The organism is Variovorax paradoxus NBRC 15149, assembly GCF_001591365.1.
Classification (GTDB): domain Bacteria; phylum Pseudomonadota; class Gammaproteobacteria; order Burkholderiales; family Burkholderiaceae_C; genus Variovorax; species Variovorax paradoxus.
In genome coordinates, this window is sequence record NZ_BCUT01000006.1 from 1 (window position 1) to 23,027 (window position 23,027).

Genomic DNA, 23,027 nt, shown 5'->3' on the forward strand with positions numbered 1-23,027 from the left:
CCCCGGAAAACAAAAAAACGCACCTCCCCCGTGCACACCAAACAGCCATCGCACCAGAACAAGGGTATTCACGGACAGGCTGGCTCCATGTTCGCCCCGGTGCTGGTACTTCCTGGCTGGATGCGATGAGTGCAAAGTCGCTGCGAGATTCACCTACCGGAGAAACCCGATGACCATGTCCCGCCGTCTCCCCCTGCAACTGGCCGTGCTCGCCACCACGCTGGCAGCCTTGTGCGGCAGCGCTTTTGCACAGCAGGCCAAGGAACTCACCTTCGCCCACCAGGACATGCTGGTCCCCCTGCGCCTCGTCATGGAATCGGGCGAGGTCGAGAAAGCCACGGGCTACAAGATCAACTGGCGCATGTTCTCCGGCGGCGGCGACGTGATCCGCGCCATGGCGTCGGGCGACGTGCAGATGGGCGAAACCGGCTCCAGCCCGCTCACGGCCGCGGCCAGCCAGGGGCAGGACATCAAGCTGTTCTGGATCTCGGCCGACATCGCCAATGCCGAGGCGCTCATTGCGCGCAACGCGTCGGGCATCAACAGCATGAAGGACCTGGCCGGCAAGAAGGTGGCCACGCCGTTCGTCTCGACCGCGCACTACCAGCTCATGGCCGGCATGAAGATGGACGGCGTCGACCCCAGGAGCGTCAACGTGATGAACATGCGCCCGCCCGAGATCGCGGCGGCCTGGGAGCGCGGCGACATCGACGCCACTTTCATCTGGGACCCGGTGCTCTCCAAGATCAAGGGTACGGGCAAGACCATCGCCACTTCGGGCAGCATCGGCAAGCGCGGCGCGCCCACCTTCGAGGGCATCGTGGTCAACGCCAAGTGGGCCGCCGCCAACGAACCGTTCATGATCGCCTTCGTGAAGGCGCTGAACCGCGCGAACGAGGAATACAAGGCCAGCGGCAAGAGCTGGACGCCCGATTCGCCGCAGACCAAGGCAATGGCCAAGTGGACCAAGGCCGATCCGAAGGACGTGTCGGCCGCGATGGCGCTCTACAGCTTCCCGACCATGGCCGAGCAGGTCTCGCCCACCTGGCTGGGCGGCGGCGCGGCCAAGGCGATGGCGGGCACGGCGGCGTTCCTGAAGGAGCAGGGCCGGGTGCAGGAGGTCAAGCCCGACTACAGCGCCTTCGTGACCACGGCCTACGTCGAGAAAGCCATGGGGAAGTAAGCCGCATGCCCACGCTCGACATCCGCGACCTCACGGTCAACTACGCCGTCAAGGGCGGCACGCTGCAGGCGCTGGCGCCGGTCAACCTCACGATGCGCGACGGCGACTTCGTCGTGGCGCTCGGCGCCTCGGGCTGCGGCAAGACCACGCTGCTCAACAGCATTGCCGGCTTTCTGCCGCCTTCCACCGGCGACATCCTGCTCGACGGCAAGCCCGTGGTCGGCCCCGGCGCCGACCGCGGCGTGGTGTTCCAGAAGCATGCGCTGATGCCCTGGCTCAACGTGCGCGACAACGTGGCGCTGGGCCTGCGCCTGGCCGGCGCGGGCAAGGCCGAGCGCGACCGCGTCGCGGAAGAAAAGCTCGCGCTGGTGGGCCTGCAGCAGTACGCGGACCGCGCGGTGTACGAACTCTCTGGCGGCATGCAGCAGCGCGTGGGCATTGCGCGCGCGCTGGCCAGCGACCCGGCCGTGCTGCTCATGGACGAGCCCATGGGCGCGCTCGACGCGTTCACGCGCGAGCAGGTGCAGGAGATCCTGCTCAAGGCCTGGTCCAAGTCGAACAAGATGGTGTTCTTCATCACGCATTCGGTCGAGGAGGCGCTGTTCCTGGCCACCCGGCTGATCGTGATGAGCCCGAGCCCGGGGCGCATCTCGCACATCTACGACGAGGTTCCGTTCTCGCGCCAGTTCCTGTCGCACGGCGATTCGCGCAAGGTGAAGTCGGAGCCCGAATTCATCCGCATGCGCGAAGAGGTTCTTTCGATCATTCATCATCGCGAGGCTGCCCATGCCTGAGGCCACCATTGCAACGCCTGCCGCCATGACACCCCCTTCCAAGCCCGCCGCGCCGCCGCCGGTGGCGGCCGGCGCCAAGCTCAAGACCAGCGCCTTCAAGGTGCCGGGCGAGGGCTCGAGCGTGACCATCAGCGTGGTCACGGTGGTGGCGCTGGTCGCGCTGTGGTTCCTCGTGACCAACATGGGCTGGGTCAAGCCGCTGTTCCTGCCGACGCCGCAGGCGGTGTTCCAGCAGTTCTACGAATACCTCACCGGGCAGGCCAACGACAAGCCGCTGTGGCAGCACTTCCTCGCGAGCATGTTCCGCGTGTTCTCGGCGTTCCTGCTGGCCTGCATCACGGCCATTCCGGTGGGCATCGCGATGGGCATGAGCCGCTTCTGGCGCGGCATCTTCGATCCGCCGCTGGAGTTCTACCGGCCGCTGCCGCCGCTGGCCTACCTGCCGCTGATCATCATCTGGTTCGGCATCGACGAGCTGCCCAAGGTGCTGCTGATCTTTTTGAGCTGCTTCGCGCCGCTCGCGCTGGCCGCGCGCTCGGGCATGCGCAGCGCCTCGCAGGAGCAGATCAACGCCGCGTATTCGATGGGTGCGAGCTACATGCAGGTGATACGGCACGTCATATTGCCGTCGGCGCTGCCCGACATCCTGGTGGGCATGCGCATTGCCATCGGCTTCGGCTGGACCACGCTGGTGGCCGCCGAGATGGTGGCGGCCAACATGGGCCTGGGCCAGATGGTGCTGAACGCGTCGAACTTCCTGCGCACCGACATCGTGATCATGGGCATCATCGTCATCGGCGTGGTGGCCTATCTGTTCGACCTGCTGATGCGGTGGCTCGAGCGGCGCCTGGTACCCTGGAAAGGGCGCATGTAGCAGCAGTAGCCACAGAAGAAGAGGGAGGAGAGGCCAGCACCTGCAGCGCGGGCGGCAGCGGCGGCATCGCGGGCGGATTGCCGTGCCGGGCCATCGACTGCTCCAGGAAGTCGAGCATGGTGCGCATCGCGGCGCTGTTGTGGCGGCGCTGCGAGTAGGCGGCATACAGCCAGTGGTCGCTCGGCATGTGCTCGCGCAGCACCGGCACCAGCGCGCCGCGCTCCAGGTGCGACTGCGCCAGCGGCTCGGGCACGTAGGCCACGCCCGCGCCGCGCAGCGCCAGCTCGATGAGCGCAACGGCGTCGTTGGCCTCCATGCGGCTGTGCACCGGCACCTCGACCGCCTTGCCGCCGGTCTCGAAGGGCAGGTGGGTGGTGGGCTTGGCCGAGTAGGTGAGCACGTCGTGGCGGCCCAGGTCTTCGGGCACCGCGGGAATGCCGCGCCGCGCCCAGTAGGCCGGGCTCGCGCAGACCACCATGTCGAAAGGCACCAGCCGGCGCACGATCAGGTTCATGTCGTCGATGCGCCCGCCCGTCAGGTGGATGTCGATGCCTTCTTCGATCAGGTCGAGGTCGTCGTTGGTGAACACCAGGCTCACGTACACGTCGGGGTAGAGCTGGATGAACTCGGCGATCACGTCGGACAGCCAGCCCGCGATCAGCCCGTGCGGCGCGCTCATGCGAAGCCGCCCCTGCGGGTGCGAGCCGTGGGCCTGCAGGTCGTTGAGCGTGTTCTCGGCCATGGCCACCAGTTCGGTGCTGCGGTCGAGCAGCACCTGGCCGGCATCGGTCAGGCTCAGCGAACGGGTGGAGCGGTTGAGCAGGCGCACGCCGCTGCGCGTTTCGAGTTCCGCCACGTAGCGGCTGACCGTGGCTTTCGACATGCCGAGCGAAATGGCCGCGCGGGAGAAGCTGCGCCGGAACGCCACTTCGCGGAATGTTTTGATGAGATCGAGGCCGTCCATGATGGGCGCATTGTTCCAGCATCGGGGGTGGGGCCGCGGGCCGTAGGGGCATCCCCCGTTTTTCCTCCCTAGCGCGTGCGCTGCTTCGCCACGAACTCCGGGGTCACCGCTGCGCCCTGCTTGTTCCCGAATTGCGCGATGACGTAGTTGGCGAGCGCCGCGACCTCGGTGTCCGTGTAGGCCTTGCCGAACGCCGGCATGTAGACCTCCTGGTCGCGCACGCGCATCTTCACGCCCTGCAGGATCATCTGCGTGACATTGGCGCCGTCCGGGTCGTTCACGCCGCGCGTCCCCAGCAGCGACGCGTTGGCGCTCTGCTGGCCTTGTCCGTTCCACTGGTGGCAGCTCGCGCACGCCGCGGCGAAGAGCCGCAGCCCCTGCTCGTGGCCTTCGGCCGTGCTGGTGGCGGGCGCTGCCGCGCTCGCGGCCACGGCCCATGGCGCCTTCGCATCGATTTCGATCGGGTTCTTGCCGGCCTTCGCGGGCACCGTGCGCAGGTAGCTCACGAGCGCCGAGGCGTCCTCCGGCTTCAGGTACTGCAGGCTGTGCTCCACCGCCTCGCCCATCGGCCCCGAGGCCGAGCCGCGGCCCGCTGCGTGGCCGGTCGTCAGGTACGAGGCAACCTCGGCATCGCTCCAGGCGCCGATGCCGTGCTTCGCGTCCGACGTGATGTTGTAGGCGCGCCAGCCCTGGATCGATTCGCCCGCGAGGTTGTTGTCCGCATCCATCGCGAAGGCGAAGTTGCGCGGCGTGTGGCATTCCGCGCAGTGGCCGAGCGCCGTGGCAAGGTACTTGCCCTGGTTCCACGCGGGCGGCTTCGATGCATCGGCCTCGAAGCGGCTGCTCTTGAAGAAGGCCGCGTTCCACAAGCCCATCGCCCAGCGCTGGTTGAACGGAAAGCCCAGGTCGGCCTCCCGGTTCGGCTGGCTCACCTTGGGCAGGCTGAACAGGTAGGCCTTGATCGCGAGCACGTCATTGCGGCTCAGCGCGGTGTACGAGGTATACGGGAACGCCGGGTACAGGCGTTTTCCGTCCGCGCGCACGCCGTCGTGCAGCGCGCGCACGAAGTCGTCGTCGCTCCATTTGCCGATGCCCGTTTCCGGGTCCGCGGTGATGTTCGACGAGTAGATCGTGCCGAAAGGCAGCACGAAGGGCAGGCCGCCCGCGAAGGGCTGCCCCTTGCCGCCGGGCACGGTGTGGCATGCGATGCAGTCGGCCGCCTTGGTGAGGTATTCGCCGCGCACGAGCAGCGCCGCATTGGCGGGCGCGCCGGCCAGCACCGGCGCCTCGCCTTCGGACTTGTCGCTGCGGTTCAGGAAGAAATACAGCGCCGCACCCACGACGAACACCGCCACCAGCAGGTTGAACAGCCGCTTCATGCTGCACTCCTTGCGCCGAGCCCGGAGGGCCCCGCATCGGCGATCTTCTTCTTCAGCGCCTCCTTGTCCTGCGCCAGCAGTGCGCGGTTCACCGGCAGCGCGCGCAGCCGCACGCCCGTCGCCGCGAAGATCGCGTTGGCCAGCGCCGGCGCGGCGATGGCGGTGCCGACTTCGCCAAGCCCGCCGGGCGCTTCGCCGCTCTTCACGGTGTGGACCTCGACCGTCGGCGCCTCGTTGATGCGCAGCATCCGGTAGTCGTGGAAGTTGCTCTGCTCGATGGCCCCCTCGCGCAGCGTGATCTCGCTGAAGAGCGCCGCGCTCAGCCCGAACAGCAGCCCGCCCTGGATCTGCGCCTCGATGGAGCCTGTGTTCACGGCAATGCCGCAATCGACCGCGACCACCGCGCGCCGCATGCGCACTTCGCCCTGCGGCGTGACCTCGGCCTCGACGATGGCGCACACGCGGCTGCCGAAGGCATCGCCCACGGCCACGCCGCGCCCGACGCGCGCCGCCAGCGCGCCCTGGCCCCAGCCGATCTTGCCGGCCGCCAGGTCGAGCACCGCGAGCGTGCGCGGGTTCTTCTTCAGCATGGCGCGCCGGTAGGCCACGGGGTCTTTCTTCGCGCGGTGCGCGAGCTCGTCGATGAAGCTCTCCATCACGAAGAGGTTGTGCGTCGGCCCCACGCCGCGCCACCAGCCGACGTTCAGGCCCGCCGGCATGTCGTGCCGCACCCACTCGACCTTGAGGTTCGGCAGGTCGTAGCAAGGTTCGGCGACGCATTCGATCAGGTCGCTGTCCATGCCGTCCTTGCCCATGAAGGCGGGGGCCCAGCGGCCCAGCACCGTGCCGCCCGCGATGCGGTCGCCGAACCAGAGGATCTGGCCGTCGCCGTCGACCACGGCCGAGATGTCGTCGTGGTACATCGGGCGCACGATGTCGTGGCGGATGTCTTCCTCGCGCGTCCATACCACCTTGAGCGGGTAGGGCACCTGCTTGGCGAAGGCCACGGCCTGCTCGACCGAATCGGTCTCCAGCCGGCGGCCGAAGCCGCCGCCCAGGTACTGGTTGTGCAGCACGACCTTGTCTTCGGCAACGCCCGCGATCTTGGCCGCGGCGCTCACGCAGCGCGTCGGCACCTGCGTGCCGACCCAGATCTCGCACTGGTCGGGCCGCACGTGCACCGTGGTGTTGAGCGGCTCCATCGTGGCGTGGGCCAGCATCGGCAGGTCGTAGGTGGCCTGCACCAGCGTGCCTTCGGGCCGCTTGCCGGTTTCCTTGCCGACGATGGCCTTGTCCTTGGCCAGCGCGTTGGCCAGCGACGCGCGCAACTGCTGCGTCGTGAGCGCGGCGTTCTGCCCCGGCGTCCACTGCACCTTCAATGCATCGAGTCCGCGCTTCGCGGCCCAGAAATGCTCGCCCACCACGGCCACCGCGTCCTTGATGCGCAGCACGTCGACCACGCCGGGAATCGCCCGCGCCGCCTTGTCGTCCACCGAGGCCAGCACGCCTCCGAGCGTGGGGCAGGCCCTGACCGTGGCCACCTTCATGCCCGGCAGGCGCACGTCGATGCCGAATTGCGTGGAGCCGTCGACCTTGCCGGCCGAATCGACGCGCCGCAGGGGCTGGCCGATCAGCTTGAAATCCTTCGGCTCCTTCAGCGTCACCTTTTCCGGCATCGGCAATTTGGCAGCGGCACCGGCGAGTGCGCCGAAACCGAGCTGCTGCCCCGAAGGCGCATGGCTCACCACGCCGCGCGCGACCGTGCAGCCCGCGGGGTCGACCTTCCACTGCGCGGCGGCGGCGCCCACCAGCAGCGTGCGCGCCACCGCGCCCGCCTCGCGCAGCACGCCGTAGGTGCCGCGCGTGCTGGTCGAGCCGCCGGTGATCTGGCCGCCGAGCAGCGGCATGCCGTAGAGCGCTTCGCTCGGCGGCGAATGTTCCACGCGCACCTGGTCGAGCTCGACGCCCAGTTCCTCGGCCAGCAGCATCGCCGAGCCGGTGTAGATTGCCTGGCCCATCTCGGCCATCGGCATCACGAGGCGCACGCCGCCGTCGGCATCGATGCGGACAAAGGCATTCGGCGCGAATGCCGGGCTGCCGTCCGCGAGCGCGGCGGCCGCGTCGCCCGGCTGCTGCCTGGGGCTGATCGCGGCAAAGGCCTTGCCCGCGCCGAACCAGGTGAAGGCCAGCGCCAGGCCGCCGGCCTGCAGCGCGCTGCGCCGGCTGATGCCTGCGGCGGGCTTCACGATGCGCTCCTGGCCGGCATGGCAACCACCGACTGCAGCACCTCGGCCTTGCCGGTCGCGGCCTGCTTGATGGCCGCGCGGATCCGCGAGTAGGTACAGCACCGGCAGACGTTGCCCGCCATGGCCAGGTCGATGTCGGCATCGCTCGGGTTGGGCGTGCGCTGGATCAGCGCGGCCGCCGACATGATCTGGCCGGACTGGCAGTAGCCGCACTGCACCACGTCGACGTCGAGCCAGGCTTTCTGGATGCTCTTGCCCGCAGGGGTCTGCGAGACGGCTTCGATGGTGGTGATGGCCTTCTTGCCGATCGAGCCGACCGGCAGCACGCACGAGCGCACGGGCTGGCCGTCGAGGTGCACGGTGCAGGCGCCGCACTGGGCGATGCCGCAACCGAACTTGGTGCCGGTCAGGCCGACGATGTCGCGCAATGCCCAGAGCAGGGGCATGTCCTCGGGCGCGTTGACGGCAACGGACTGGCCGTTGATGTTGAGATCGATCATGGGCCCTGCCTTTTCTCTGGGGTTCGCCGTGGGTGGCAGCGAACCATAGCGCGACTTCGGAAAGCGCGCTTGGCGGGCAGGGCAGCGATCGACCGGGTTGCCCGGACTTCATCGACGGGTGCTCATCGAACGCACCCGAAGGTATTCATCGCCGTGCGGAGACGGCGGCCGAGACCCGCGAAAGTCTCAGGCGGGGGTCGCCTGCGCAGGCGCCTGCAGCGGCGGCGTGCCGGTCTTGAACATGCTTGCGAGCTGCGCGCGCAATTCCGGCGTGTCGGCGTGGCCGTGGACGGCCACGGCGTGCTGGATGGCGGCATCGAGCAGTTCGCTCTCGCTATCGGCGGAGAGCGCGACACTGCAGTTCATCGTGCTTGGAAACTCGCGGCAGTCGATGTATTGGCGTGACATGGTGGCTCCTGGAATGCCCTTTCGGGCGTGATTCGAAGGCCAGGCCGGCCGGCAGGGGCCGGCTGGGGGCTACCCATGCAGGCGTCAAACCGTGTTTCGTCGATGGCCATGTGTATCCCCGCCGCCGGCAGGCGGCCTGCGCGCCCCGTGTCTGCCTATACTGCTTTGGTGGTGAACTTTGGTGGCAAAGGGCCTGCGAGCATCCTGCGTCTCGATGCGTGCAGGCGCCATACGCAGCAATGCGTATGCACCGTGAAAGGGGCATGCCATGACACACCTGATGCGCAACGACCGTGCGGGCGCGCTTCGCCTGCTGGAGCAGCTGGAGTCCGGGCATTCGCCGATGCGGCCCCATGGCGCCGGCAGCAGCGGCCTGCGCACAAGTCCGCGCATCGCCGCCAAGGCACCGGGCCGCAGCGAGTTCCGCCGCGCCGCATGGCAGGCCGACCGCTACCGGCGCGCGGGGCTGGAGCATGCGGTGGCGGTGGCCTTCCTGTACCGGCTCGCCTGCCGCGCCGCGGTTCCGCTGCCTGATGTGCCGCTCTCCGATGCCCCGCTGGCCGGCCTCACACCGCGCGAGGGCGACGTCATGCACTGGCTCTCGCGCGGCAAGACCGACGCCGAGATCGCCGCGCTGCTGGAGATCAGCCCGCGCACCGTCCACAAGCACCTGGAGCATGTGTACGTGAAGCTGGGCGTCGAGACGCGCACCGCGGCCGTGGTGCGCGCGCTTGCCATGGGCAGGACCTCCTGAGATCCTGTCTGCGGTCTGCTTTGTTCAGGGCGCGATCACGCCGACGGGGGACATTCGCGGAGGGGAGTACCCGGTGTCCTGTGCACGCGCCCTGAACTGATGCCCTCAGCGCGAGGCCACCGCCACCGGCGCATCGGTCGGCGATGCGGACCGCCCGATCATCCAGGCGCACGCCGCCGACACCACGCCGGCGAACAGCACGTACATGCAGATCTGCCACGGCTGGCCGCCGCCCGACTTGAGCAGCGCGGTCGCGACGATCGGCGTGATGCCCGAGGCAAAGATGCCCGAGAACTGGTAGACGAAGGAGATGCCGGTGTAGCGCACCTTGGCGTCGAACAGGTCGCAGAACAGCGCCGCCTCCGGCCCGTACACCGAGGCATACAGGATGCCGAAGGGAATGATGATCGCGAGCCACACCAGCAGCACGCTGCCGCCGCTGTGCGTCATGAGCCAGAAGCCCGGAAACGCCGACACCGCAGTGATCAGCGAGCCCCACATGTAGACCTTGCCGCGCCCCATCCGGTCGGACAGGCGGCCGAAGAAGGGAATGAAGAAGATCATCACCACCGCGGCGGCCATCACGCCCAGCAGCGCGTCGGTGCGGCTGATCTTGAGCGTGCCGGTCAGGTAGTTGATGGAGAACACCCCGAAGATGTTGAAGAACACCCCGTCGATGTAGCGCGCGCCCATGCCCTTGAGCACGTTGCCCGGATAGCGCCGCAGCATGTCCATGAACGGAATGCGCAGCTCGGCGTTGCGCGCCTTCACGGCCGCGAACTCCGGCGTTTCCTGCACGTGGAGCCGGATGTACATGCCCACGCCCACCATCACGCCTGAGATCAGGAACGCGATGCGCCAGCCCCATGCCAGGAACTGCTCGTCGGTCAGCAGCCACGACAGCAGCGCCACCACGCCCGAGGCCATGCACAGGCCAATGGCCAGCCCGATCTGCGGCAGCGACGCATAGAAGCCGCGCTTGCCCTTGGGCGCGTATTCATACGCCATCAGCACCGCGCCGCCCCATTCGCCGCCCAGGCCGATGCCCTGCGCCACGCGAAGCAGGAGCAGCAGCAGGGGCGCCGCGATGCCGATCTGCGCATAGGTGGGCACCAGGCCGATCAGGAAGGTGGCCACGCCCATGATCATCAGCGTGATGATCAGCATGCTCTTGCGGCCGATCTTGTCGCCGAAGTGGCCGAAGATCACGCCGCCCAGCGGCCGCGTGACAAAGCCCACGGCAAAGGTGGTGTAGGCCAGCAAGGTCGACACCACCGGGTCGCTGCCCGGGAAGTAGAGCTTGTTGAACACGATGCCGGCCACCACGCCGTACAGGAAGAAGTCGTACCACTCGATGGTGGCGCCCACCAGGGCCGAAGCCACCACCCTGCGAATCGCTTTCTCGTCGCTTGTGCTCATGTCGTTGTCTCCGATGTGGTTGTCGCGGCGGCTGCCGCCCTCACGTCCTCCCTGATCATGTCGACGGCCTTCTCGGCCATCATCACGGCCGGTGCGTTGGTGTTGCCCGACACCAGCGTGGGCATGGCCGAGCAGTCGACCACGCGCAGCCCGGCCACGCCGTGGACGCAGAGGCGCGCATCGACCACCGCGAGCGGGTCGCTGCCCATGCGGCAGGTGCCCGTGGGATGGAAGATGGTGGCGCCGTTGTTGCGGCAGAACTCCAGCAGCTCGGCATCGCTCGCGGCCTCGGGGCCGGGCTTGACCTCGCGCTTCACGTAGGGCCGCATCGCGGGCGCCTCGGCAATGGCGCGCGCCGCCTTCACGCCGGCCACGGTGGTGGCGCGGTCGAGCTCGGTGGCCAGGTAGTTGGGCTGCATCTCAGGCGGCTCCGCCGCGTCGAGCGAGCGGATGCGCACGTGCCCGCGCGACTCGGGCCGCAGCTGGCACACCGACATCGTGAAGCCCGAGTACGGATGCACCTTGCCGCCCGCCATGTCGGCCGAGAGCGTGGCCACGTGGAACTGGATGTCGGGCGTCGCGGCCACCGGCCGGCCGTTTGCGTCCTTCAGCGCGCGCATGAAGCAGCCGCCCTGGTTGATGCCCACCGCGAGCGGGCCGGTGCGGCGCATCAGCCATTCCAGGCCCATGCTCGCCTGGCCGAACCAGGAGTTGAGCTGGTCGTTGGTGGTGATGGGCTTGCTGCACTCGTAGCCCAGCCGGATCTGCAGGTGGTCCTGCAGGTTCTCGCCCACGCCGGGCAGCACCTGCACCGGCGCAATGCCCATGCGCTCGAGCAGCGCGCGCGGACCGATGCCCGAGAGCTGCAGCAGCTGCGGCGACTGGATCGAACCGGCCGACAACAGCACCTCGGCGCGGCAGCGCGCGGTTTTCATCTCGCCGCCTTGGCGATAGGTGACGCCCACGGCGCGCCGGCCGTCGAACACCAGCCGGCTGGCCAGCGCATCGGTCTCGATGCGCAGGTTCGGCCGGTGGCGCGCCGGCACCAGGTAGGCCTTGGCGGTGCTGCAGCGCCAGCCCTTGTGCGTGGTGAGCTGGTAGTAGCCCGCGCCTTCCTGCGCGGCGCCGTTGAAGTCGCCGGTGCGCGGCACGCCGATCTGCTGCGCGCCGCCGATGAAGGCCTCGATGAGTTCGTGCTTCGCCGCAATGTCCGACACCTTCAGCGGCCCGTCGCCGCCATGGAAGGCGTTCGCGCCGCGCTCGTTGCCTTCGCTGCGGATGAAGTAGGGCAGCACCTCGTCATAGCCCCAGCCCGCATTGCCGAGCGCGGCCCAGTGGTCGTAGTCCTCGCGCTGGCCGCGGATGTAGATCAGCCCGTTGATCGAACTCGAGCCGCCCAGCGTCTTGCCGCGGGGCCAGTAGATGCGCCGGCCGTTCATGTTGGGGTCGGGGTCGGTCTCGAAGCGCCAGTTGTAGGTGGGGCTCCACATCGTCTTGCCGTAGCCGATGGGCAGGTGGATCCAGAGCGACCTGTCCACCGGCCCTGCTTCGAGCAGCAGCACGCGCGTGGCCGGATCTTCGCTCAGCCGGCCAGCCAGCACGCAGCCGGCCGATCCGGCGCCGACGACGATGTAGTCGAACTCTTCATCACGCATGCAGGGCACCCGGGGAGTGGAACAATCGCTTCGCTTGTCTGCATCCTAGGTTAATGTTTTTCGGAACGCAATGTTCCATTTTTAAGGTTTACCCGCATGCCACGTCCCGCGCGCCCCGCAGCCGCCGTGTCTTCGCCATCGCTTTCCGTGCCCGCCGCGGAGGAGTCCGCCTCCGGCTCGTCGGCCGAGCGCAGCCTGCGCCTGCTGGCCCTGCTGGCCAGCGAAGGCCGCGCCCTCACGCTCGCCGACCTGGCCGCGCAGCTGGGGCTGCCCAAGGGCACGGCGCACCGCATCTGCACCCAGCTGCTGGCCACCGGCTTCCTGGCGCGCGACGTGGACGAGCGTTCGTTCAGCGTCGGCCCCGCGCTGCGCAAGCTGGCCTTCGACACCCTGAACCACGGCACGGTGCGCGGCCTGCGGCACGAGGTGCTGTCCGAACTCGTGCGGCAGGTGGGCGAGACCTGCAACCTCACCACGCTCGACGGCGCCCAGGTGCTGTACCTCGACCGCGTGGAGGCGAAGTGGCCGCTGCGGCTCACGCTCGACGTCGGCTCGCACGTGCCGCTGCACTGCACCGCGAGCGGCAAGCTGTTGCTCGCACAGATGCCGAAGAAGGAGCGCGATGCGCTGATCGACCGGCTGCCGCTCGCGCGCATGACGGCCAACACGCTCGTCAAGGCCGATGCGCTGCGCACCGAATGCGATGCGATCGCCAGGCGCGGCTATTCGCGCGACTGCGAGGAATTCATCGCGGGGCTGGTGGCCGTGGCCGTGCCGGTGCGCGACGCGGCCGGGCAGGTGCGCGCGGCGCTCGCGGTGCACGCGCCGACCGCACGCATGTCGATGGAAGAGGCGGTGAAGCGCATCGATGCGCTCAAGGCCGCCGCGGAGCGCATGGGCACGCTGCTCTGAGCGCAGGTCCTTTGGCTTGCGGCGCGCCGCCTCAGCGCCACTGCAGCAGCAGCGACCACGGCTGCCAGCTCATGTGGCGCTCGGTGCAGCCCGCCGCGCCGACGGTGCAGCCGGCGGGCAGGTAGTAGCTGGGGTCAAGGGTGCGCGTGCCGGGGGCAAAGTCGAGCCGCCTGCGCGTGACCGACTGCAGCACATTGCCGCCGATGGTGTCGAAGCCCCGCTCGTCGACCTTCACCACCACGTCGCAGTGCATCGGCAGCGGCTCGCCGCCCGTGGCCCGCTTTGCCAGCACGGCGCCGATCCTTTCGAAGCTGTCGAGCTCCGATGCCGCGCCGCGCGTGTGGCAGGCCAGGTCGCCCACGCGCGGCGGCGTGCGCGCGAGGTCGCAGGCGCGCATCGCGTAGCGCGTCTCGTGGCCGGCCGCTTCGGCGGCGCCGGCCTGCCAGGCGGCGCCCGCGTAGTCCGCATGCGCTTCCGAGAATGCGAACTCGTCCGCGCCCAGCCCCGCCTGCTGCGCGAGCCAGCTCATGAAGGCCGCCGACCATGGCGTGTCGATGGCCGCGACGCGGTTGACCGCGGTGGCCATCGCACGCAGCTCGGCCGCGTCGAGGCCCTGGTCCGGCCCCACGCCCAGCCCCCGCAGGTGCGAGGCGCTCGCCTGGTTGAGCGCCTGCAGCAGCAGCGTGCGGTCGGCCGGTTGCAGCGCGCCGAAGCGCACCAGCGAAGGCAGCGGGGTGTGGGGCTGCGGCACCGCCTCCCAGTAGCCGAGCACGCGCTGCCACGGCGCGGCGCTTGCGAGCGTGGCGCGCGAATCCTCGGCCTCGGAACGGCCCGATTCGACGAGCCGGCCTTCGGCGTCCATCGTCTGCGCGCCGAAAGCCTCGTGCTCGCGCTGCGCGGCGGCGACCATCGCGAGCGCGCGCGGGGGCGGCGGAATCCGCGCGGCGGTATTGAGGCAAGCCGATTCGGCGGCGGCACCCGCCGATGCGAACAGGAGCACCGTGGCCGCCGCAAGCGCGCGTCCCGGTGGCCGAGAAAAGAATGAAGAAGTCAGCATGTCGCGCGCAGCATAGCCAGCGCGGGCGCTGCCGTGCGGAATCTTGCCGCTCAGGCCATGGCCAGCGCGGCCACGGAGCGCGCCACGCTCACCGCCGCCAGCGCCACCAGCAGGTTCAGCACATGCCGGCGGAACTGCGCGGGCGACACGCCCTTGAACGAGCGCTGGCCCCACCAGATGCCGGCCAGCATCGCGGGCGCGAGCCACAGCGCCCACTTCAGCGTGCCGGCCCCGAGCAGGTGGTGGCCCGACGCGGCATGCGCGGCCGCGGGCATGAGCGCGGCGCTTGCGAGCGACACCACGTCGCTGAAGAGCAGCAGCGCGATCATGGTGGCGCGCAGGGCGGCCGGCGCCATCGCGGTGGTGCTCAGCAGCACCGCAATGGCAATGCCGCCGATGGCCGCCACGCCGTTGATGAAGCCCGAGGCCAGCCCGGCCGCAAAGCGCACCGCGCGCGTGGGCACCAGCGTGGCACGCGTGCCCGCGCGCAGCAGCAAGGCGGCGGCCATCAGCAGCGCGCCGATCAGCAGGCGCAGCGGCGTCTCGGGCAGCCAGGCCAGCAGCGCGACGCCGAGCGGAATGAACAGCAGGTTGCCCAGCATCAGCCAACCGAGCCAGGGCATGTCGACGTCGCGCGCAATGCCGCGCAGCTGGCTCAGGCTCGCGAGGATCTCGAGCATGAAGATGGCCGGCACCACGAGCGCGGGCGACACCACCAGCGAGAGCCCCGCCACCGTGACCGCCGAGAAGCCGAAGCCCGCAAAGCCGCGCACCACGCCGGCCGCGAACACCACGCACAGGCTGTAGGCGAGCAGCGCCGGCGCCAGCGGCGGCACCAGCAGTTCCGCCACCGTCATACCTTGAAAAGCGGCAGCAGCTTCAGCCGTTGCACCTTTCCAGAAGGCCCGCGCGGCAGGTCGGTGACAAAGCGGTAGTGGCCCGGCGCCTTGTAGCGGCCGAGCGCCTCGGCGCTGAAGGCGCGCAGCTCGTCTTCGGTGCAGGCGCAGCCGTCGCGCAGCACGATGCACACGCCGATCTCTTGGCCGTAGTGGCGGTCGGGCACGCCCACCGCCGCGGCCTCGAGCACCGCAGGATGCCGCAGCAGCGCCTCGTCGATCTCGCGCGGCGCAATGTTCTCGCCGCCCTTGATGATCAGCTCCTTGATGCGGCCGGTCACGAAGAAGAAGCCATCGGCATCGCGGTGGCCGAGGTCGCCGGTGCGCAGCCATCCATCGGGCGTGAAGCTCGCGCGCGTGGCTTCTTCGTTCTTGTAGTAGCCGCGCATCACGTTGGGGCCGCGGATGGCCAGCTCGCCGGTGTTGCCGTCGGGCACCTCGGCCAGCGCGGCATCGATGACGCGCGCCTCGCAGCCCGAGGCGCGGCCCACCGAGCCCAGCTTGCGCAGCGCGGGGTCGAGTGGGTTCGAAAAAGACGGCGCCGCGGTTTCGGTGAGCCCCATGGTCTCGACGATGCCGATGCCGAACTTCTGCTCGAAGGCGCGGTGATGCTCCGGCGGCAGCGCGGCCGACGCCGAGCGGCAGAAGCGGATGGCAGTGGTCTGCGCGGGCGGCGGCTCCTCGCCTTCGAGCAGGTACGAGATCATGGTGGGCACCACGTTGATCCAGCTGCACTGCGTGCCCGCTGCCTGCTCCCAGAAGCGGCCGGCCGAGAACTTCGGCGGCATCGCGAGGCTGCCGCCGTGGGCGAGCGGCGCGAGCATGGTCACGGCGAAGGCGTTGATGTGATAGAGCGGCAGCACGGCCAGCACGCGGTCGGCGGGCTGCAGCGCGTGCTCGGCGCTGATCGCATGCGCATTGGCCGCGAGGTTGCCTTGCGTGAGCATCACGCCCTTGGGCATGCCGGTGGTGCCCGAGGTGTACATCAGCAGGGCCACGTCGCCGGCGGCGGGCGGCGCAGCCTCATGCAGGGGCTCCGCCTGCGCCTCCTGCGCTTCGCCCGGCAGCGCATCGGCGTCGGGGCTCGCCACCAGCACTTCGACCGGCCGGCCGATGCCATCGAGCATCGCGCGCACGCGTGCTTCCCACTCGGGCGCGACGCACACCACGCGGCAATCCGAATGCGCGAGCACATAGCGCATCTGCTCGGGTTGCGACAGCAGGTTGACCGGGTTCACGCACAGGCCGCCATGCATGGCGCCGAGCAGCAGGCGCAGCGTCTGCAGGCCATTGGGCATGACCACCGACACCGTGTCGCCCGGCCGCGCGCCATGCGCGTGCAGCACCGCCGCCACCGTACGGCAGCCGCGCGCGAGCTCGCCAAAGCCGATGCTCTTGCGCCCGCCTTCGGTGGACAGCGCATACACCGCCTGCGGCCGTGCCGCCGCCTGCAGTTCGATCAGCTCATGAACGGTGGAGGCCGCCACGGTCAGCTTGCACCGTATTCGGCGAAGTAGGCGCCGAAGATGTCGTCCTCGCTGGGCACCCGCTCCGGAATCGGCCGCGACACGCGCGTGATGTTCAGGTAGTGCCGGTAGTTCATGTTGTCGGAGAAGTTGTTCTTGCCCCAGGTGCCGCAGCCCATCGACAGCGAGAACGGCAGGCCGTTGTCGAAGCTGCCGCCGGTGGCGATGCAGTGCGCCTGGTCGACGATCACGCGCGACACCGGCAGCGTGAGGCCGAGCGTCAACGCGCGCTCGGGCACCGTGCTGTGCAGGCCGACCGAATGGCCCGCGCCTTCGTAGGCGTAGATGCGCTCGACCGTGGCGGCAGCCTCGTCGAAATCGCGCGCCGAATAGATCGCGAGCACCGGGCTCAGCTTCTCGCCCGAGAACGGATGCTCGTGGCCCACGCCGTCCTCGGCCACCATGAGGACGCGCGGGTCCCTGGCCGCAATGGCCAGCCAGCCCTCACGGTTGGCGCCGTCGAGGGCCGCCGCGCGCTCGGCGATCACGCGCGCCGACTGGCCGATGACGGCGGCGGAGAGCTTGCCATCCGGCCACATCAGCGACTGCAGCGTGGCCTTCTGCGCGGCCGCGAGCATGAACGCGCCGCGGTCCTTCAGTGCCGAGAGCATCTGCGCGCGCACCGCGTCCACGATCACCAGGCTGTTCTCCGACGAGCAGCTGGTCGCGTTGTCGAAGGTCTTGGAAAGCAGGATGCGGTCGGCCGCCGCATTCACGTCGGCCGATTCGTCGACGATGCCCGCCACGTTGCCCGCGCCCACGCCGAAGGCCGGCGTGCCGCTGGCATAGGCCGCGCGCACGTTGGCCTGCGAACCGGTGGCCACCACCAGGTCGCACAGGCGCATCAGCTCGGCCGTCGACTGCTTGTTGACCGGCGATGGCAGCAGCTGCACCAGGTCGCGCGGCGCGCCGATGCGGTCGAACTGCGCATGGATGAACTCGATCAGCCGCGCCGCCGTCGACCAGCCCTTGGGCGAGGGCGCCACGATGACCGCGTTGCGCCCCTTGAGCGCATTGATGATCTTGTTGGCCGGCGTGGCGCCCGGGTTGGTGGACGGCGTGACCGCGCACACCACGCCCACGGGCCGCGCAATCTCGATGATGCCGCGCGCCGGGTCTTCCGAGATGACGCCCACCGAGCGCGCACCGCGCAGGTCGCGCAGCAGGCCGAAGGTCTTGCGGTGGTTCTTTCGCACCTTGTCGGGGGCATTGCCCACGCCGGTGTCGGCCACCGCCAGTTCGGCCAGCTCGCGGTTGCGCGCCGGCTCGATGATGGCCCAGCCCGCGGCCACCACGGCGGTGTCGACCTGTTCCTGCGACCAGGTTTCGTAGATGCGCTGCGCGGCGCGGGCGCGCGCCACCAGTTCGGCGATGGGGGAGGAGGGTGAATGTTCCATAGTCGTCATCTTTGCCTTGCGTATTCAGTCGGGGAACACCGCGGAACCGGCTTTGCCGGGCCGCTGGTGTTGCCCCCGGTAGGGGGTGGGAGAAGCGACACGAAGTGCGCGGAGCCTGGGGGCGAGCTCTAGTCCACCTTGATGCTGGCTTCTTTTGCGAGCTTCTGCCAGCGCACGAGTTCCGTGGTCACCACCTTGCCCAATTGCTCCGGCGTGCCGCCGACGCCTTCGCTGCCCTGCGCCAGCAGCTTGTCGCGGATCTCCGGTTCCTTGACCACCGTGTTGATGACGCGGTTGAGCTTGTCGATGGTGGGCTGCGGCGTCTTCGCGGGCACGAACACCGCGTACCAGGAGTCGACGTCGAAATCGGCAATGCCTGCTTCCTGCATCGTGGGCACGTCGGGGAAGGCCGCGCTGCGCTTGGTGGTCGACACCGCCAGCGCCTTGAGCTTGCCGGCCTTCACGAACTGCGCGGCCGCGGGAATCGACACCCACAGCAGCGGCACCTGCCCGCCCATCACGTCGGTCACGGCCGGGCCGCCGCCGCGGTAGGGGATGTGCGTCATCTGGGTGCCGGTGCGCAGCTTCAGCAGCTCGCCCGCCAGGTGTCCGGGCGAGCCGTTGCCCACCGAGGCGAAGGAAAGCGAGCCCGGCTTGGCCTTGGCGAGCGCCACCAGCTCGGCCACCGTGTTGGGCGCGAACTGCGTGTTGGCCACCAGGATCTGCGGCAGCGAAGCGACCAGGCCCACGGGCGCGAAGTCTTTCGCGGTGTCGAACGAGAGCTTGGTGTAGATCGCCGGGTTGATGGTGTGCGAAGACAGCGTGAACAGCACCGTGTAGCCGTCGGGCGGGGCCTTGGCCACGATCTCGGTGCCGATGGAGCCGGCCGCGCCGCCGCGGTTGTCGATGAGCACCTGCTGGCCGAGCAGCGACGAGAAGCGCTCCTGCACGATGCGCGCGATCACGTCGGTGCCGCCGCCGGGCGGGTACGGAACGACGAGCCGGATCGGCTTGTTCGGATAGTCGGTGCCGTTTTGCGCCTGCGCGGCAAAGGGCAGAGCCAGGGTGGCCGCGGCCAGCAGCGCAGCGCGCAGCCAGGGGGCGGGGAACAACAGGTTCATTCGAGTCTCCTTCTCCTTGTGGTGGATGTCGGCAGCGGGCTCGCCCGGTAGCCGAGCGTGACGCTCGCGTCGCGCGCGCAGGCCATGAGGCGGTCGGCCAGTCCGCGCGCCTGCGTCCGCGCGAAGCGGATCGAGGGCACGCTCATGCCGACGGCCGCGACGGCCTCGCCGCGCGCGTTGAACACCGGCACGCCCAGACCGCAGACGCCGAGGCGCCATTCCTCGCGGTTTTCCGCATAGCCGCGAACGCGCGTGCGTTCGAGTTCCGAGAGAAGGGCATCGAAGCTGGTGATGCTGTTCTTGGTGTGCGCCGCGAGCGTGCCGAGGCGCTCGTGCAGCGCGGAAAGGTCCGGCGCGGCCGCGGCAAGCAGGGCCTTGCCCGAAGCCACGCAGTACGCCGCCGCCCGGCCACCGATGCGCGAATAGGCGGCCACGGGCAGGGGGCTGTCGAACTTGTCGAGGTAGACGATCTCGGCGCCGTCGAGCACCGCAAGGTGGATGGTCTCGCCGGTCTGCTGCGCCAGCGCCGCGAGGTGCGGCCGCAGCAGCGAGCCCATGTCGGTGGCCTCGGAGACCAGCGCGCCCAGTTCGAACAGTCGCAGGCTCGGGCGGTAGGCGCTGGTGTCCGGGTCCTGCACGGCCCAGCCGCAGTCGACCAGGGTCTGCAGGGTGCGGTGCGCGTTGCTGCGCGCCATGCCGAAGGCCTGGGCGAGGTCGGTGACGCGGCAGTCGCGCTGTTGCCGCGTCATCCATTCGATGGCGGCAAGGCCTTTGGCGAGGGTGGAATCCATGAGGTTCTGGGTGTTCCAAATATTGGAACGTTGTTCCTGGATGTGAGACGCGATGTTTGGACTGATCGGTTGTTTTGTCAATCGGGGACTTGGATGTAGTTCTAAATGTTTCAGGTTTTGCTTGTTATTTTTCAGGACGCTTTTGTTCAGGGCGCGTGCACAGATCACCGGGTACTCCCCTCCGCGAATGTCCCCCGGCCTGCGGCCTCCTCCTTTATTTCGCTGCGGGGAGCACCCGATGCTCTGTGCACCTGGGCACGCTGCTGGTGTATTGCTGATCAACCACCGCTCTTTGCAACGCTCCCGTCGATGGGGTGCCTTGCGCAGCGAAATAAAGGAGGAGGCCGAAGGCCGGGGGACATTCGCGGAGCAAGGTACCCCGTCGGCGGGAGCGCGCCCCGAACAGCAGCGCCTCGGTGGCGCTCAGCGCCGATGCCGACCCGCCATCAGGTCGATCACCTCGCGGAAGATCGTATTGCCGCAAGACGTCGCAAGGTCCAGCACATGGCTGCGGCTGTAGTACGGGCTCAGATCGAGCCCGACACCAATACCGGCTATCTCGATGTCGCGCCGCTGCTCCTGCCGCGCCACCACGTCGCGCAGGTGGTGGTCGAGATAGTGCGCATCGTTGGCCAGGTGCGTCGCGCTGTCCATCGGCGAGCCGTCGGAAATCACCAACAGGAGCTTGCGTGCCTCCGGCCGCTCGCGCAGGCGCGTGCAGGCCCAGTCGACCGCTTCGCCGTCGATGCCCTCGCGGAACAGGTCGGCCTTCAGCAGCGCCGCCATCGCGGGCCGCGCGCGGCGCCAGGGCGTGGCGGCGGCCTTGAAGACGATGTGGCAGCGCTCGTTGAGGCGGCCGGGGTGAGGCGGCCTGCCGGCACGCACCCACTCGCGCTGCGCGCGGCCGCCATTCCAGGCGCCGGTGGTGAAGCCCAGCACCTCGCTGGCCACGCCGGCCTGCTCCAGCGCGCGCGCGAACACGTCGACCATCATCGCGACCGATTCGGCATGCTCCTTCATCGAACCCGAGCAGTCGATCAGGAACGTCACCATGCAGTCGGCCACCGGCTCCATGCGCTCGGTGCGGAACAGCCGGCGCTCGGTCGGCGAGGCCACCAGCTGCGCGAGCCGGCGGCCGTCGACCAAGCCTTCTTCCTGGCCGCTGTCCCAACCGTCGCGCGTGGGGTCGGCGAGCAGGGCACGCAGTTCGCGGGCCAGGCGCGCGATGTTCACGCCCTGCGCGGCGATGCGGCGGTCGAGCTTTTCGCGGTGGCCGGCGAGCACTTCCCTGCGCGCGAGCGCGGCGGCGTCGTGTTCGCGGTCGTAGGCGGCGGTGAAGACGCGGTAGGCGCCGCCCGCGCCGTCGAGCACCGCGCTGCGGCCCGACTCGGCGGTGGTGAAGCGTTCGATGATCTCGCGGTCCATGTCGGCGACCAGCATGAACACGCTGCGCTTGTCGTCCACATGCGGGTCGCGTGCGTCGCTGCTGTCTTCGCCGGCCTCATGCAGCATCGCGGCGACGGTGCGCGCGATGGCGAGTGCGTGCACGGCGTAGGCGGCCTGGTCGGCGCGGTCGCGGCGCAGGCCCGCGAGCGCGTGGCCGATCAGCGGCGCAAGGTGAAAGCGCGTGGCTTCGAGCATGTCTTCGGTTTCTTCCACCACCTGCTGGCCGCTCACGCGGGCGCGGCAGATTTGCGCCACGGCGTAGAGCAGCAGGCCGCGCGCCGTGTCGGTCAGGCCCGAATGGTGGAAGGCGAGCGACCACTGTTCGTGGCGGTGCCGCAGGTTGTGGCGCATGCCCGCCATGACCTCGGGCGCCATGGCTTCGGCGCGGAACTGCTCGAGCATCTCGAACAGCATGCGTTCGACGGGCTCTTCGGGCCGCAGGCTGTCGTGCAGCGCGGCATCGGACACCGTGAGCCGCAGCGCCAATCCGTCGGCCACGCCGCGAAAGGAGGCGAAGTCGTCGGTTTCGGGCGAAGGATGCAGGTGCGGCGCGAACCACGGCAGCGCCACGCGGCCGCGGTGCAGGCGTCGGCCGCGAAAGTGCAGGTCGCGTTCGCCGCTGAAGGCCCGCACCACGCCCGCGCAGAGTTCGGCGACCTGCTCCTCCTGCCGCACGCGGCGCTGCATGGCGCTCGCGGGCATGTCGGTCATTCGTGCGGTCCCGACGACAGCTGGTGCGACTCCTTCAGTTCCTGGTCGAAGCAGCGCTGGAAATATTCGGCCACCAGAGGCCGCTCCGCGTCGTCGCACTTGTTGACGAAGGACAGGCGGAACGCCAGCGCCGGATCCTTGAAGATCTCGACGTTCTCGGCCCAGGTGATCACGGTGCGCGGCGACATCAGCGTCGAGAGGTCGCCCGCGGCGAAGCCCTTGCGCGTGAGATCGGCCACGGCCACCATCGATGCGACCAGCCGGCGCCCCGCATCGTCCGCCAGCGAAGGCACGCGCGCCTGCACGATCGCGATCTCTTCATCGGCCGGCAGGTAGTTGAGCGAGGCCACGATGTTCCAGCGGTCGATCTGCGCATGGTTGAGCCGCTGCGCGCCGTGATACAGGCCGTTGAGGTTGCCCAGGCCGACCGTGTTGGCGGTGGCGAAGAGGCGGAAGAAGGGGTGCGGGTGCAGCACCCGGTTCTGGTCCATCAGCGTGAACTTGCCGCCCTGTTCCAGGATGCGCTGGATCACGAACATCACGTCGGGCCGCCCCGCGTCGTACTCGTCGAACACCAGCGCCACCGGCCGCTGCAGCGACCACGGCACGATGCCTTCCTGGAACTCGGTGACCTGCTTTCCTTCGCGCAGCACCACCGCGTCCTTGCCCACGAGGTCAAGCCGGCTGATGTGGCCGTCGAGGTTCAGCCGCACGCAGGGCCAGTTCAGCCGCGCCGCCACCTGCTCGATGTGGGTCGACTTGCCGGTGCCGTGCAGCCCCTGCACCATCACGCGCCGGTCGCGCATGAAGCCCGCGAGGATGGCGAGCGTCACGTCGGGGTTGAAGCGGTAGACCGCATCGATCTCCGGCACGTGGTCGTCGCGTTCGCTGAAGGCGGGCACTTGCAGGTCGGTGTCGATGCCGAACACCTCGCGCACGCTCAGCATGCGGTCGGGCCGAAGGTCTGCGATGTCGGTCACGGTGGGCTTTCCAG

General features: G+C 69.2%; 20 protein-coding genes. 5 read left to right on the forward strand and 15 right to left on the reverse strand.

From position 1 onward, the window contains the following. The first annotated feature begins 169 nt into the window (after positions 1–169). The 3 genes from tauA to VPA02S_RS24090 are packed head-to-tail and all read left to right on the forward strand — an operon-like array spanning position 170 to position 2,851. Positions 170–1,183 carry a taurine ABC transporter substrate-binding protein gene (tauA, locus tag VPA02S_RS24080; RefSeq protein WP_062366045.1) on the forward strand — a complete coding sequence of 338 codons (1,014 nt, stop codon included), beginning with the start codon at positions 170–172 and terminating at the stop codon, positions 1,181–1,183. A 5-nt stretch (positions 1,184–1,188) separates the two neighbouring features. Then, positions 1,189–1,977 (forward strand): taurine ABC transporter ATP-binding protein, encoded by a 789-nt coding sequence (locus VPA02S_RS24085; protein WP_015866621.1) that lies wholly within the window; start codon positions 1,189–1,191, stop codon positions 1,975–1,977. Further along, positions 1,970–2,851: an ABC transporter permease subunit gene (locus VPA02S_RS24090; protein ID WP_062366047.1), complete on the forward strand. Its 882-nt coding sequence runs from the start codon at positions 1,970–1,972 to the stop codon at positions 2,849–2,851. Before VPA02S_RS24085 ends, VPA02S_RS24090 begins: the two co-directional genes overlap by 8 nt. On the opposite strand, the gene VPA02S_RS24095 is transcribed toward VPA02S_RS24090, so the two are convergent. From VPA02S_RS24095 to VPA02S_RS24115, 5 genes are all read right to left on the reverse strand, one after another. Beyond that, complete coding sequence (locus VPA02S_RS24095) at positions 2,769–3,815, reverse strand: LysR family transcriptional regulator (protein WP_062366049.1); 1,047 nt, start codon at positions 3,813–3,815, stop codon at positions 2,769–2,771. The two genes, VPA02S_RS24090 and VPA02S_RS24095, sit on opposite strands and share 83 nt — an antisense overlap. 68 nt (positions 3,816–3,883) lie before the next feature. Next, positions 3,884–5,194 carry a c-type cytochrome gene (locus VPA02S_RS24100; RefSeq protein WP_062366051.1) on the reverse strand — a complete coding sequence of 437 codons (1,311 nt, stop codon included), beginning with the start codon at positions 5,192–5,194 and terminating at the stop codon, positions 3,884–3,886. Further along, positions 5,191–7,440, reverse strand: a complete 2,250-nt coding sequence (locus VPA02S_RS24105) for a xanthine dehydrogenase family protein molybdopterin-binding subunit (protein WP_062366053.1) — start codon at positions 7,438–7,440, stop codon at positions 5,191–5,193. Before VPA02S_RS24105 ends, VPA02S_RS24100 begins: the two co-directional genes overlap by 4 nt. Then, the gene (locus tag VPA02S_RS24110) at positions 7,437–7,940 is read right to left on the reverse strand and encodes a (2Fe-2S)-binding protein (RefSeq protein ID WP_015866616.1); all 504 of its coding nucleotides are present in this window, start codon (positions 7,938–7,940) and stop codon (positions 7,437–7,439) included. Before VPA02S_RS24110 ends, VPA02S_RS24105 begins: the two co-directional genes overlap by 4 nt. Before the next feature lie 186 nt (positions 7,941–8,126). Continuing rightward, entirely contained in the window at positions 8,127–8,348 is a 222-nt protein-coding gene (locus tag VPA02S_RS24115; protein WP_062366055.1) for a DUF1059 domain-containing protein, read from the reverse strand. A 268-nt stretch (positions 8,349–8,616) separates the two neighbouring features. Between VPA02S_RS24115 and VPA02S_RS32385 the strand changes: the two genes are divergently transcribed. Beyond that, complete coding sequence (locus VPA02S_RS32385) at positions 8,617–9,102, forward strand: helix-turn-helix transcriptional regulator (protein ID WP_062366057.1); 486 nt, start codon at positions 8,617–8,619, stop codon at positions 9,100–9,102. A gap of 105 nt (positions 9,103–9,207) precedes the next feature. Here VPA02S_RS32385 and VPA02S_RS24125 read toward each other — a convergent pair whose 3' ends face one another. Both VPA02S_RS24125 and VPA02S_RS24130 read right to left on the reverse strand, forming a co-directional pair. Next, entirely contained in the window at positions 9,208–10,521 is a 1,314-nt protein-coding gene (locus tag VPA02S_RS24125) for an MFS transporter (RefSeq protein WP_062366060.1), read from the reverse strand. After that, entirely contained in the window at positions 10,518–12,176 is a 1,659-nt protein-coding gene (locus VPA02S_RS24130) for a GMC family oxidoreductase (RefSeq protein WP_062366061.1), read from the reverse strand. The genes VPA02S_RS24125 and VPA02S_RS24130 overlap by 4 nt, the downstream gene beginning before the upstream one ends. 96 nt (positions 12,177–12,272) lie before the next feature. Between VPA02S_RS24130 and VPA02S_RS24135 the strand changes: the two genes are divergently transcribed. Beyond that, positions 12,273–13,088 carry an IclR family transcriptional regulator gene (locus VPA02S_RS24135; RefSeq protein ID WP_062366063.1) on the forward strand — a complete coding sequence of 272 codons (816 nt, stop codon included), beginning with the start codon at positions 12,273–12,275 and terminating at the stop codon, positions 13,086–13,088. A 31-nt stretch (positions 13,089–13,119) separates the two neighbouring features. On the opposite strand, the gene VPA02S_RS24140 is transcribed toward VPA02S_RS24135, so the two are convergent. The 8 genes from VPA02S_RS24140 to VPA02S_RS24175 all read right to left on the reverse strand — a co-directional run bounded on the left by VPA02S_RS24140 (position 13,120) and on the right by VPA02S_RS24175 (position 23,013). Further along, positions 13,120–14,145, reverse strand: a complete 1,026-nt coding sequence (locus VPA02S_RS24140) for a DUF2272 domain-containing protein (RefSeq protein ID WP_062366065.1) — start codon at positions 14,143–14,145, stop codon at positions 13,120–13,122. Positions 14,146–14,195: 50 nt separating this feature from the next. Next, complete coding sequence (locus VPA02S_RS24145; protein ID WP_062366067.1) at positions 14,196–15,002, reverse strand: sulfite exporter TauE/SafE family protein; 807 nt, start codon at positions 15,000–15,002, stop codon at positions 14,196–14,198. Next, the gene (locus VPA02S_RS24150) at positions 14,999–16,528 is read right to left on the reverse strand and encodes an AMP-binding protein (RefSeq protein ID WP_062366069.1); all 1,530 of its coding nucleotides are present in this window, start codon (positions 16,526–16,528) and stop codon (positions 14,999–15,001) included. Before VPA02S_RS24150 ends, VPA02S_RS24145 begins: the two co-directional genes overlap by 4 nt. A gap of 2 nt (positions 16,529–16,530) precedes the next feature. Beyond that, entirely contained in the window at positions 16,531–17,964 is a 1,434-nt protein-coding gene (gene sauS, locus VPA02S_RS24155; RefSeq protein WP_062366071.1) for an acylating sulfoacetaldehyde dehydrogenase, read from the reverse strand. A 128-nt stretch (positions 17,965–18,092) separates the two neighbouring features. Continuing rightward, entirely contained in the window at positions 18,093–19,085 is a 993-nt protein-coding gene (locus VPA02S_RS24160; protein ID WP_015866606.1) for a tripartite tricarboxylate transporter substrate binding protein, read from the reverse strand. Next, positions 19,082–19,876 carry an IclR family transcriptional regulator gene (locus tag VPA02S_RS24165; RefSeq protein ID WP_015866605.1) on the reverse strand — a complete coding sequence of 265 codons (795 nt, stop codon included), beginning with the start codon at positions 19,874–19,876 and terminating at the stop codon, positions 19,082–19,084. The genes VPA02S_RS24160 and VPA02S_RS24165 overlap by 4 nt, the downstream gene beginning before the upstream one ends. Positions 19,877–20,299: 423 nt before the next feature. Further along, positions 20,300–22,033: a cobaltochelatase CobT-related protein gene (locus tag VPA02S_RS24170; protein WP_062366072.1), complete on the reverse strand. Its 1,734-nt coding sequence runs from the start codon at positions 22,031–22,033 to the stop codon at positions 20,300–20,302. Beyond that, a complete protein-coding gene (locus VPA02S_RS24175; protein WP_062366075.1) occupies positions 22,030–23,013 on the reverse strand; it encodes an AAA family ATPase in 984 nt (327 codons plus the stop codon). Before VPA02S_RS24175 ends, VPA02S_RS24170 begins: the two co-directional genes overlap by 4 nt. Positions 23,014–23,027: the final 14 nt, after the last annotated feature.